Origin of the sequence: Bifidobacterium gallicum DSM 20093 = LMG 11596, assembly GCF_000741205.1 — a bacterium.
GTDB classification, from domain to species: domain Bacteria; phylum Actinomycetota; class Actinomycetes; order Actinomycetales; family Bifidobacteriaceae; genus Bifidobacterium; species Bifidobacterium gallicum.
Map to the genome: position 1 here is coordinate 284331 of NZ_JGYW01000002.1, position 13054 is coordinate 297384.

8 protein-coding genes are annotated in these 13054 nt (G+C 59.3%); 2 read left to right on the plus strand and 6 right to left on the minus strand.

Features of this window, described 5'->3' with window-relative positions:
- Positions 1-284: 284 nt before the first annotated feature.
- Positions 285-3029: a bifunctional acetaldehyde-CoA/alcohol dehydrogenase gene (gene adhE / locus BGLCM_RS02045; RefSeq protein ID WP_006295280.1), complete on the minus strand. Its 2745-nt coding sequence runs from the start codon at positions 3027-3029 to the stop codon at positions 285-287.
- Between the two features lie 529 nt (positions 3030-3558).
- Between adhE and BGLCM_RS02050 the strand changes: the two genes are divergently transcribed.
- Positions 3559-4839, plus strand: a complete 1281-nt coding sequence (locus BGLCM_RS02050; protein WP_044084507.1) for an ROK family protein — start codon at positions 3559-3561, stop codon at positions 4837-4839.
- Positions 4840-5203: 364 nt separating this feature from the next.
- A complete protein-coding gene (gene glgX, locus BGLCM_RS02055) occupies positions 5204-7756 on the plus strand; it encodes a glycogen debranching protein GlgX (RefSeq protein WP_044084600.1) in 2553 nt (850 codons plus the stop codon).
- Between the two features lie 312 nt (positions 7757-8068).
- Here glgX and rpsI read toward each other — a convergent pair whose 3' ends face one another.
- The 5 genes from rpsI to BGLCM_RS02080 form a co-directional block, all read right to left on the minus strand.
- Complete coding sequence (gene rpsI, locus BGLCM_RS02060) at positions 8069-8557, minus strand: 30S ribosomal protein S9 (RefSeq protein WP_006295285.1); 489 nt, start codon at positions 8555-8557, stop codon at positions 8069-8071.
- Between the two features lie 20 nt (positions 8558-8577).
- Complete coding sequence (gene rplM / locus BGLCM_RS02065; protein WP_006295286.1) at positions 8578-9030, minus strand: 50S ribosomal protein L13; 453 nt, start codon at positions 9028-9030, stop codon at positions 8578-8580.
- 304 nt (positions 9031-9334) lie between these two features.
- Positions 9335-11515, minus strand: coding sequence for a 4-alpha-glucanotransferase (malQ, locus tag BGLCM_RS02070; protein ID WP_044084601.1), 2181 nt, complete (start codon positions 11513-11515; stop codon positions 9335-9337).
- 137 nt (positions 11516-11652) lie between these two features.
- The gene (locus BGLCM_RS02075) at positions 11653-12333 is read right to left on the minus strand and encodes an AbrB family transcriptional regulator (protein ID WP_006295289.1); all 681 of its coding nucleotides are present in this window, start codon (positions 12331-12333) and stop codon (positions 11653-11655) included.
- Between the two features lie 54 nt (positions 12334-12387).
- Positions 12388-13032 carry an IMPACT family protein gene (locus BGLCM_RS02080; RefSeq protein ID WP_006295290.1) on the minus strand — a complete coding sequence of 215 codons (645 nt, stop codon included), beginning with the start codon at positions 13030-13032 and terminating at the stop codon, positions 12388-12390.
- Positions 13033-13054: the final 22 nt, after the last annotated feature.

Sequence of the window (13054 nt, forward strand, 5' to 3'; positions counted from 1 at the left end):
TCAACCGTTATCCAATCTAGCGCATGTCATTGCATATGCCTAGGCGTATGCACGAAATCTCCATATAACGTCCTGAACGTGTGCTGCACGCGATTGAAGACGGCAGAGACTGGCTGCGCAATAGGTTTTCACGACAACAAGAATGCACCTCATTGCTTCGCACATACACAAAAAGGGGTCCGGCTGCTTGAAGCAGCCGGGCCCCTAGGAAGCGCACTGGTCAACAGTGATTCAACAGTAGTTTGAACAGTGCGCATGAGGCGGTTGCACGCCAGCGCACATCATCAGATGCGCTGCGAAGCCTCCTCGGTGGCGGCCAGGCCTTCGCGTTCCACGCGCAGCTTGTGACCTTCCTCCTGGGAGACGCCGTAGTAAGCGGCAATCGCGATGTCCTTCATATCCTCGATTTGCGGGATGCGAGGATTGGCCGGTGCGCACTGGTCTTCGTAGGCGCGCATGCCGATCTGGTCGAGCACGCTCCAGAAGTAGTCCTCGTCCACGCCGCATTCCTGGAACGACTTGTTCATGCCAAGCTTGTTGTCGCGGTAGTCCTCAACGGCCTTGGCCAGGTTCTCGGTCGTCTCCTCAGGCGTCTTGCCCTGCTTGACGCCAAGCACCTTGGCGAGGTTCGCGTAACGCTCGGAAGCGATGTACTTGCTGTACTTCGGCCACGAGGTCGGCTCCATCGGCACCTGGCCGTTGTAGCGGATCACGTACGGCAGCAGGATCGAGTTCGTGCGGCCGTGGGCCACGTGGCACAGTGCGCCAATCGTGTGCGCCATCGCGTGGCACATGCCGAGGAACGAGGAACCGAAGGCCATGCCGGCCATCGTTGCCGCGTTGTGCATGTGCTCCTGCGCCGTCTTCTTGGCTTCACCGGGCTCGCTGTTGACCGATTCGGCCAGGTTGTTCCAGATCAGCTCGGCGCCATGCAACGCCATGGCATCCGTGAAGTCGTTCGCATACACCGACACATAGGCTTCGAACGTGTGCGTCAGCGCATCGAAACCGGCATCCGACGCCAGGCGGCGCGGCTGCGTGCGAGCCAGCACAGGATCGACGATCGCAACTGACGGCGTCAATGCGTAATCGGTGATCGGGTACTTGTAGCCCGTCTTGTGGTCGGTGATGACGGCGAACGGCGTGACTTCGGAACCCGTACCCGACGAGGTCGGGATGCACACGAGCTTGGCCTTCTCGCCCAGCGGCGGGATCTTGAATGCGCGCTTGCGGATGTCGAAGAACTTCTCACGCACATCGGCGAACGAGATTTCCGGGTGCTCGTAGAGCAGCCACATGATCTTGGCCGCATCCATCGGCGAGCCACCACCCACAGCGATGATCGTGTCGGGCTGGAACTCTTCACGCATCATCGCGGCGCCGCGTTCCACGGTCTCCACGCTCGGCTCGGGCTCAACGTAATCGACAATACGGAACGTGACACGGTTCGAACGGGCACGCAGCTGGTCGATGACCTTGTCGACCACGCCAAGCTGTTCCATGACCTTGTCGCACACGATCACAGCGCGCTCAATGCCATACATGTCGCGCAGGTACTTGATGGCGTTGGGCTCGAAATAGGTCTTCGACGGGATCTTGAACCACTGCATGTTGTTGTTCCTCCGGGCGATGCGCTTGATGTTGAGCAGGTTCACAGCCTGAACGTTGCCGGACACGGAGTTGCCGCCGTACGAGCCGCAGCCCAGCGTCAGCGAGGGGGCGATGGCATTGTAGATATCACCAATGCCGCCCAGCGAGCTCGGGGAGTTCCAAATGATACGGCACGCGTGCATGCGCAGGCCGTATTCACGCACGAGGTCCTCGTTGTTCGTGTGAATCGCGGCCGTGTGGCCAGCGCCATGCTTGAGCATTTCCTCGCACATCTCGAAGCCCTGCTCCTGGTCGTTGAACTTGAGCACAGCCTGCACCGGGGCGAGCTTCTCCATCGTCAACGGTTCCATTTCGCCGACTTCAGCGCACTCGGCGGCCAGAATTGTGGCGTCCTCAGGAATCTCGAAGCCAGCGGCCTTGGCGATGTATTGCGGGGACTTGCCCGGCACCACCGAGTTGAGCTTCGGCGTGCCACCCGAGTAGGCCGTGCAGCCGAACATGTACTGCTCGAGCAGCGCCTTCTCTTCCTTGTTCACGAAGTAAGCCTTGCGGCGCTTGAGTTCCTTGACGAGCGGCTCGTAAATATCCTTGTGGGCGATGATGGCCTGCTCAGTGGCGCAGATCATGCCGTAATCGAAGTGCTTCGACAGAATCAAGTCGTTGGCGGCACGCTGGATGTCCACATCCTTGTCGATGTAGGCCGGAGCGTTGCCTGCGCCCACGCCGAGGGCCGGCTTGCCCGAGGAGTATGCGGCCTTAACCATGCCCGGGCCACCCGTGGCCAGGATCGTGGCGATGCCATCATGCTCCATCAAAGCGCCCGTGGCCTCAATCGACGGATGCTCGATCCACTGGATACAGTTCTCAGGAGCGCCGGCTTCAATAGCGGCGTCGCGCACGATGCGTGCGGCCTCGGCCGAGCACTTCTGGGCGAACGGGTGGAAGCCGAAGATGATTGGGCAGCGCGTCTTCAACGCGAGCAGCGACTTGAAGATGGCCGTCGAAGTCGGGTTCGTCACCGGCGTCACGCCCGCGACAACGCCGACAGGTTCAGCGATTTCGTCAATGCCGAGCACGTCGTCTTCGCGGATGATGCCGACGGTCTTCTGACCGGCCATGTAGTTCGTCACATGTTCGCAGGCGAAGATGTTCTTCGTGGCCTTGTCTTCCACGAGACCACGGCCCGTTTCGTCAACAGCCATCTTGGCGAGCACGAGATGCTTGTTCAGCGCGGCAACCGAAGCCTTGGCCACGATGTTGTCGACCATTTCCTGGTCAAGCTTTTCAAATTCCTTAAGCGCCGCAAGGCCCTTGGTCACGAGTGCGTCGACTTCAGCCTGGGCTGCGGCGACCTTGTCTTCTTTGGTTGGCGCCGGTGCCATCGGTGCGACTTTCTCGTCCTTGTTTGCCTCTGCCATTCAATCCTCCTCGATGAAACGGGGTGCTGCTGAATTTTGTATGCCGTCTTGGCCGACGGCTGATGCACATCGCAATGTGACCTGATTCACTAATGTACCCATTCGGATCACAGAAAACCAGAGCATGCCAACTTATGGCCTATCGTTCACTATTGAGCGGTTTTTGTTCTACTCTTATCGTTTATTGATGGAATTCTCGATCAAATATGCGATTTTCCGGTGCGATGTGCGGTTTTGTACCATCACGTACAACACTTTCGCACGCTAGATATTCCAACTTTCATAAAGTCACTTGAGAAAAGCGGTCAAACATCGACTACTTTTGCAAAGTGAGTTGTGAAAAGCTATGCTGCAACCACAGAAATAGAAAATCATTGCCCGCAACTCAGCAGTACAGTTCCGAACAATACCGTTCCGAGCAGTACCGCTCCCGACCCGCACCAACAGTCCCGGCCACACCGCGCGCGCACTCCAGTGACGTAACGCCCGCGCGGCCCGCAATCCGCAGCCCGCATCCAAGGAACCCGACATGTTACAAACAGCCGCCCCCTCCCCTTTCTCAACGCAACTCTCCCCCACAGCACAGCCCACAGCTTCGTCCGCAACAACCGCACCGCTCAACACCACTGCACCGCCCAGCTCAGCCGAGCCGTCCGCCACGCCGGCACAGAGCCGCCTGTTTGCACGCCCCCAACCGCTGCCGAGCCGGGACGCCGTGTTCAACCTGCTGATTGACGGCATGCCGCGCACGAGACGCGCCATCGGCGAGCAGTTGGCGATGAGCGCGCCGACTGTGGCCGCGGCGTTGCAGCAGATTGAGCAGGCCGGTCTGCTGCAACGCACGGGACATGACGAGTCCACAGGCGGCAGACGCCCCGACATGTTCACAATCGCGACGGACGGTCACGTTGTGGTCGGCGTGTCCATGAGGCGGACCATGTTGACGTGCATGGCCGTGGACTTGGCGGGCAATCTTGTCGCACGACGCCGCGTCCCGCTGCCCTACCGCAACGAACAGCTCTACTATCACCGCGCGGGCACGCTGCTCAGTGACTTTTTGGCCGATCTCAAGGGCTCGCCGCACGTGCTCGGCATCGCCGTGTGCGTGTCGGGAGCGGCGACGATCGACGAGGATGGCATCACGTTTACGCACGATGAAGAGCGTGGCTCGTGCCGCATTCCGTTGACAATGCTCAACGAAGCGCTGCGCCGTCCCGTCTCGCTCGTGGGCTGCGGTGAGGCGCGTGCGATGGCGCGCTTGCGCGAGGACGGTCCGCGCGACGCTTGGTACGTAACGCTCGGGCGACACGTGGGCGCCACGCTCGTGCTCGACGGTCGCATCCATCGGCCGCGCGGAGCCGTCAGCAACGAAGCCGTGGGGCACATGACGCTCGTGCCGGGGGGCAAGCCCTGCCAGTGCGGACGTTCGGGATGTGCGAACGCGTACTGCGGGCTTGCGATGCTGCCGGAGGAAGGCGAGTCGCTGCCGGGTTTCTTCAGCGTGCTCGAGCAAGGCGAGCTGCATCATCGCCAACGCATGGACGAGTGGATGGATCACTTTTCCACAGTTTTGTCAAACCTGCGCGCCTGCGTCGACGTCGACATCGTCATCGTCGGCGAGGCTGCGCAATATCTGGACGAGCACGATGTGCTGCGGCTCTACGAACGCGTCTGCGAGCGCTGCGGCACGCGCCAGTTCTCGCTGACTCTGGCGCCCGAAGATGACGGTGACGACGTGCGTGGCGCCGCGCTGCTCGTGTTGTCGCAGCACTTGCGTGAGCCGGCCGCGCTGTTGAACGGGCTTGCGTAACGCTGGCAGCCGGCCGTCCGGCACGTTCCCCACCCGCGGCACGCTCCTCACCCTCCGCACGTTTTTCACCCTCAACGCCCCATATTCGTCACTCCTCAACGCGGGTTCCCTCGGACGCCCTCCAACGCCCCTATTCAAGCGTCCCTGCTCAAGGCTCCGCAGCTCTCCAGCCAACGTCACCCAACGCGCCCCCACGTTCAACCAGCGTTCAAGCAAACGTTCACCAGCGTTCACCCACGTTCCGCAACGCCCGAAAACGTTGGAAACCATGGAAATCTCAAGCGTTCCACACGCCGCTCACACCCCGCTTTCTCATGGTAATATCTCCACAAAACATGCACATTTGTCTTATAAAATTATGGGCATGCAATTACAGAAGCTTCATCGGTACGCCACTCGCCCGGGACTGTTCTTTACACAGGACGGCGGAGCGGATATCATCGTGCGCTCGGAGACGGCCGAGGCGATGTGGCTCAGTGTGCTCGAACCGCTTGATGGTCCGAGTGAATTCTATTTGGATGCGATCCGCCTGCCCGACGATTCGGCGGCCGCGTTCGTTGAACCTATGATGGAACACCGCGTGGTCACACGTCGCGTACCGGGTTATGCCATGAGAGAAACGCTGTTTCGCATGGATGGCCCGAATTACGGCCTGTGGTATGTGCATCTGCCCAAGGCTTGGGATGGCATGATGTATGGGTTCCGCGCGAACGGCGTGTGGGATCCGCGCCATGGGCTCATGTTCAATCCGTACAAGTTTTTGATCGATCCGTACGGCAAGGGCATTGAGGGCACGGCTCAGCTTGATCCGGCCGCGTTTGCTTACGAGTGTGAGATTCGTGACGGCCGCGTGGTGGGTGACTGTTACGGCCGCATGAGCACGTTGGATTCGCTCGGCAAAGTGCCGTATTCAGTGGCCATTGACGACCGTGACGTCACCAAACATGATCGCGATCCCGTTCATCCGCATGTGCAGTGGCGTAAGACTGTGATTTACGAGCTGCACGTCAAGGGGTTCACGGCCCGCGCGCCTTGGCTTGCGCCCGAACTGCGCGGCACGTACGCGGGTCTTGCGCATCCCAAGACGCTCAGTTATCTGCAGGAACTGGGCGTCACGTCCATTGAATTGATGCCTATTCACGCCAAGCAACCTGAGCTGTTCTTGCAACAGCAAGGCAAACGTAACTATTGGGGCTATTCCACGCTCAACTACTTCTCCCCCGAGCCCTCGTATGCCACCAAGAAGGCGCAACAGCAAGGGGCCACAGCCGTGCGCCAGGAGGTCATCGACATGGTCAAGGCGTTGCACCAGGCCGGGTTTGAAGTGATCATGGATGTGGTGTTCAACCATACGTGCGAGGGCGGCAATGAAGGTATGACCGTATCTTGGCGGGGGCTTGACAATTTGTCGACCTACCGGCAGTCCGCGCATCCGGGGCATTTGGAAGACACGACAGGTTGCGGCAACACATTGGACTTCACCGACACGCATAACGTGATGTTTGCTGTGGATTCGTTGAGCTACTGGGCCAAGCGCATTGGCATTGACGGCTTCCGTTTTGATTTGGCCGTGTCCACGGCCCGGTTGAACGGTTCGTTTACGCCGTACCATCCGTTCTTGTATGCGTTGCGTTCCGACCAGTTGCTCGGCAACTTGAAACTGATTATGGAGCCGTGGGATGTGGGTCCTGACGGGTGGCGTACGGGCCAGTTCCTGACGCCGTTTAGTGAATGGAACGACCGCTTCCGCGATACGGCACGCTCGTTCTGGGTCACTGATGTAGCCGCCCGGCTTGCGCCGCATGCGTCGATGAAAGCCAAGCCGATGGTGTCGATGCAGGAAATTGCCACACGCCTGTGCGGTTCGGCTGATGTGTTCGCGACGAATCCGGGTCGTGGCGCTTCAAGTTCGATCAATTTTGTTACAGCGCATGACGGGTTCACACTGGCCGACCTCGTGTCGTATGAACGCAAACATAATGAGGCCAATGGCGAGCAGAACCGTGATGGCGCTTCGCATAACCATTCAGCCAATTTTGGTGTGGAAGGGCCGAGCAACAACGCGCTTGTGCTCAATGTGCGTGAACGCGCGGCCATGAACCTGCTTGGCATGCTGATGCTGTCGTTGGGTACGCCGATGATGCTGGCCGGCGACGAGTTTGGCAATTCGCAACAGGGTAACAACAACGCCTATTGCTTGGACGATGAGACCACATGGCTTGACTGGAGTTGGATTCATGGCCCTGATGACAGTCCGGAACGCCGCCGGATGCGCAGTTTGGCCGACCTGATTGCATTGCGCAAAACGCTTGACATTTATCATCATGAGGATTTCTTCACGCGTTTGACGCAGTTGGGACTCAAAAAACGTACCAAGAGCCGCGTGGAATGGTTCCTGCCGGACGGTTCCACACCGCGCGATACCGACTGGCATAGCGACGCGATTCATGCGTTCACGATGCGGTTGGCTTCAGGTCATGAGCGCAGCGTGGCCATTGTGGTCAATAGCGGCGCTGACGACCTTGACATGGTGTTGCCTGCGGATTGCGAATGGCGCATGCTGTGGTCAAGCGCCCAAGTGCATGATGACGCGCCGTTCCTGTATTCGCGTGGTACAGATGCGAACCAGGATGCCCAAGACGTTGAGGATGCGCAGGATATTGAAGATCGTGCTGCCACGGTGAACTTAAAAGACGGCAAGCGTCCCCCGATGGCGCATGACGGGCTTGAGGGCGTTGAGACACGCAACATGAAGCCTCAAGGAGCGAAGGAAGTGGCATCGGCAAACCATGGTGCAACGCGGGAACGGGATATGGACCAGCCTGCGGCTGAACTCGCGAACCGGTCTGGCAACGATGGCAGCGATGGCATGGTATGGCGCATTCCAGCCAATAGCATCAGCTTGCTGGCGTCATGATTGGCCGTTGATGCCAACTTGGTCACAGCTCGTGGATAATTGTCGAACGGCATGAATATTGGGACAGCACAAGAAGTGGCTGCTGTGCTGTACGCCATTGTGCTGCACAGCAACTGCTGCTCAGCGTAGCACTGACGCCTCGACGAGCGTGGATTTGTAGGGCTATAAGGCTGTGAGCGATGCACGCATGAATGCCCAATGATTGTTCGGCTCGTGCCATGGTTACGCTTGATGCGAGCTCATATACGGGCAAAGCCCCGTTGCGCATGACGCGAACGGGGCTTTGTGCAATGCTGCGAATGCAGCGGTGCATTAACGCTTGGAGAACTGCGGTGCACGACGAGCCTTGTGCAGACCGGCCTTCTTGCGTTCCACGACGCGAGCGTCGCGGGTCAGGAAGCCAGCCTTCTTCAGGGCTGCGCGGTTGGCATCGCGGTCGATGGCGTTCAGTGCGCGGGCCACACCCAGGCGGATTGCGCCAGCCTGGCCCGTGGTGCCGCCACCGTCAACGAGGACGATGATATCGAACTTGTTCTCGAGCTTGAGCAGCACGATCGGCGAGTTGACCTCACGCTGCAGCAGCTTGGACGGGAAATACTCTTCCAAGGTGCGGCCGTTGATGGTCCACTTGCCCGAACCCGGAACCAGACGCACACGGGCGACTGCTTCCTTACGACGACCCGTGCCGTAGCCCGGGGCGATCGTGGAGGTGCCGGTGCCGGCGCCAGCGTTGGTCTCGGTAGTGAAAGCGACTGCCTCTTCGGTTTCCTGAACCGTGGAGTTGTTGGTGTTTTCAGCCATTGTTCTTACTCTCCTTCGGTTCACTTAGCCTGCTGCGAGATCTGCTCGATCTCGAAGACCTGTGGGTTCTGGCCAGCGTGCGGATGTTCGGCACCCTTGTAGATGCGCAGACGATCAAGCTGCACCTTGGACAGCTTGTTCTTCGGCAGCATGCCCTTGATAGCGGACATGATGATGCGCTCAGGCTTGCCAGCAGCCATCAGCTGGGCGTAGCTGTCGCGGCGCAGGCCACCGGGACGACCGGAGTGGGCGTAGAGTTCCTTGCCCATCTTGTTGCCCGTGAAGGCAATCTTGTCAGCGTTGATGATGATGACGAAGTTGCCGGAATCAGCATGCGGTGCGAACGACGGCTTGTTCTTGCCACGCAGCAGAACCGCTGCCTGGGAAGCGAGGCGACCGAGCACCACGTCGGTAGCGTCAATGACATACCAGTCGTGAGTCAGATCAGCTGGCTTCGGTGTGAAAGTTTTCACGATGGTCCTTTTCTATATATTGTGTTCCGGATCCTTGCTCTTACGGCGCGGTTGAAGCATCCGCCTCCGCTTGGGCTTGAATCTCATTACCGTGGGCTCCCTGAAAGTCCTTATGGCGAGTGGGAAAGCGCTTTGAAGGACCCCGTAGGGAAACACAACAATCCTCTAGTGTATCAAGCGCTTTGACTTTTGCGGCCAAACGTGCACAAAATGCCGATGACCCGCAACACTCGGCGTGTCGCGGGTCATCGGCAACAGTGATCAGCATGCCCGCTCATCAGCGGGTCGACCGTGCAGATTGGGCTCAGTCCTTGCCATTCATGATGTTGGCAATACGACGCATGCCCTTGGTCTCGAACAGGTGTTCAAGCGGCACCACATTGCCCTGGGCGTCCGCAAGCGGAATGCGCCAGTTCGGATACTCGTTGTTCGTGCCGGGCTGGTTCTGCGTGCGACGCTCGCCCGTACCATCAACGATCGCGGCAGCCTTGAGCTTGCACGGCGAATCCTGCAGCGCCACATAGAGTGCATCAACAATGCGTTCCACACGGTGCTCATCGTCGGCCAAGTCTTCAGGCTTGAGGAAGCCTTCATCGCACAGCATCTGCACCATGGCCTGCTGCTCGCGTTCGGCATTGGCCTGGAACTCGTCGGCGCCATCAGCCAACAGGCCCAGACGTTCACGCACCTTGACATGCTCAAACTCCAGGTAGCCTGCAGCCGGCGGCATATCATGCACGTCCACGGAAGCCAACGCGTATTCACGCCAGTGCTTCGGCGGCACAAACACGCCATCCATCTGCTCGAACCATTCCACAGCGCAGCCCAAGATGCCACGCTCGGAAAGCACCTTCGACACGTACGGCGGCACGACGCCCAAATCCTCGCCGACCACGACGCCATTGCCGCGAGATGCCTCAATGGCCAGGATGCTCAGCATCGCATTGTGGTCGTAATAAACGTAGGTGCCATCAGTGGCCGGATGGCCCTGCGGAATCCACCACAGGCGGAACAAGCCCAGAATATGGTCGATGCGCACAGCGCCGGCCTGCAGGAACATGCCATGCACCATATCGCGGTACACCTTGTAACCGGATTCCTTGAGCGCGACCGGGCTCAGCGGCGGCTGGCTCCAATCCTGGCCCTGCTGGTTGAACATGTCCGGCGGGGCGCCCACGGTCGCACCCTTGGCAAAGCGTTCAGGATTCCACCACACATCGGCGCCCTGCGGATGCACGCCCACAGCCATGTCGGCCATGAGGCCGATCTTCATGCCGGCCTTGCGGGCCGCCTGCTGGGCCGCCTGCAGCTGCTCGGTGGCAATCCACTCGAGCCAGCGGTAGAACTCCAACGTTTCAGGGAAGCGTTCGCGAATATACGCGATTTCCGGGGAGTCCTTCGTGTACTTGTTCTCCCAGTTTTCGGGATCAGTGGTGGGCGCACCCCACTTGTCGTAGCACAGGCACCAGGTAGCGTAGGCTTCGAGCTCCTGGCCGCAATCCTGCTTGAACGCTTCAAACGCGTTCTTGCGATCGTCGGTACGCGGGCCATCCTTGAAGATGATCCACAGCGCTTCCATCTTGGCCTGCCACATCGCGTCGCGGTCAATCAACTGCGCATCGCCATTGAGCGGTTCGACGGAATCATGCAGCTCGGCGATGCGAGCCTTCTGATCGTCGCTGAGCCCGTAATATTCAGGGATATTGCGCGGGCTGATGTAGGTGAAGTTGACAAACCGGCGCGACACAGGCAGATACGGCGATGGCGTCAACGGGGCCACGGGCTCGCCCGCATGCAACGGGTTCACGAGCACAAAGTCGGCGTTGGAACGCAGCTTGGCATCCACGAGCAGCTGACGCAGGTCATCGAAATCACCCATGCCCCAGGACTGTTCGGAACGAATCGAATAAATCTGGGCCATCCAACCCCACAACGAACCGGCTTGCATCGGCGGCAACAGCGGAATGCGCTCAGGAGCGCTGATCAGCGTGGCTTCAGCCGTGCGGTCGCCAGCCTTGACGGTCAGCGTGTGATAGCCGACTGGCAGATCAGCGGGCAACGTCAGCAGTGCCGCGCCCACAAACTCGCCATCAACATCATGCACCTTGGCATCCAGGTCGCCGCTGATCTGCAGATCGCCGGCATACGTCGTGCCATCTTCCAACGTGATCGTGGCTTCCGGTACTTCAAGCACGCCAACGTGCAGACGCACTTCTTCGCTCTTGCCAACCGTGTGCAGCACCGTGGGAGCGACCAGACGGCTGTTTTCCTGGCGCTGGATTGTGGCGATGGCGTTCTCTACGTTCTCCTCAGTGGAGGCGTCGATACCCAACGCGGCGAGAATAGCGATGAGGACCTCGTCGCTAATCTCATGAAAATCATGGGACATGCCCGTGTAACTCGTGGCGACACCCAGCATGGATGCCAGACGAATGAGCGGCCGTGCGAGGCGCTCGGGCGATTCTGTTTCCTGTTGCTCTGTCATGTGCATCAGTTTAAGCAAAAGATCAGCCAAACGCGCACGATTTCAACAAAACAACCACGTTTTTTGGGACATTTGCCAAAATATGCATCAATTTGCGTAACCAATGCGCACCAAATCGCGGTATATTCCACCACTCATCACAGTCGCGATCGCGCTGCGCGTGCCACTTCTGGCATTCCATCGTTGGCCAGACGAGTGATTGTCTCCTGGCTTGTCGATGGATTCAGCGCCACAGCCCGACGCACCATCGTCGAGAGCACCATCGGCGCCGACGGCTCAATCTCCACACCCAGTTTTCCTAGAAAATCAAGCGTTTGCGCATCCACATCAGGGTTTTGCGCGCCTTCCAGACGCATTTTCCACGACGTCTGCGGATTATGCAGCGCAGCGGAACGCACCTGCGCATCATCATCTTTGGTCAAGCGGCCCACGAGCCAGTTCTTGCAATCCGTGTTGGAAGCCACCGCTTGGCGTACTTGGGCTTGGGCATCCTGCGACAGTTTGACGAGCACATTCGGGAACGGCATCGTTTGCGCCAAATGCACACGGTCCTCTACGGGCGTATGCTCATTGCCAGCCACAGCCTCAAGCAATGCCGTCGCTCGCGAAAACGCAGCCAGATCGGCACGGTCAGGCAGCTCACGCACCGCAAAATCATGCAATTCGTCAGCATTCTCGGAATGGCGCAGGTGTTCATACGTGGCCGTCAACGGTTCGAACTGCGCGGCTTCGGATTCAGTGTCATGCTGCGGTGTGGCAGCATCGGCAGGTTCGGCAACGGGTTGCTCAAGGTCAGCGTGTTCCTGAGGGTCAGCCATGACGCATGCATCCTTTACGAGGGTTGGGCGGAAATAACAATGATACTGAAAAAATCAACAAGACTGCGGCACGGCGCGCATCACAACGCCTTGGAAAACGGGCGAAACCGACGCGTTGAAACGCTCGGTGACGGCAGCGGACAGCGCGTCGACGTTCGCAACCGGCACGTTGAACCCAAGCTCCACGGCGTCCGTGTACTCGGTCGGCCCTTGCACGCCTTGCACGGCAGTCAGCAGCTGGCGGAACGGCTCGAGCTGGGCATACGTCAACGTGACAGTTCCCACGCGGCACTCGACGAGCTCAGCCTGCTCACCGGCACGCACAGCCATGACGGCACCCGTGGAATACGCGCGCGTCAAACCGCCGGAACCCAGCAGAATGCCGCCAAAATAACGCGTCACTGTGACCACCGTATTGGTCAAGCCGTTCATGCGCAGCGCCTCAAGAATCGGCTTGCCAGCCGTACCGGACGGTTCCCCGTCGTCACTCATACGCTCACGCGCGTTGCCGAACTCGTCGCTGCATACCACAGCCCACGCCACATGACGGGCTTTCGGATGACGCTCACGCACCGATGCAATGAACGCGAGCGCCTCGTCAAAATCCTCGACGTGAGCCGCGTCGCCGATGAACTCGGATTTTTTCTCGACAAAACTGTCGTGGGCCGGCGCGTCCGGCGGATTAAGCAACGTGCGCACGACGCCTCCTGTCTTGTTGCAG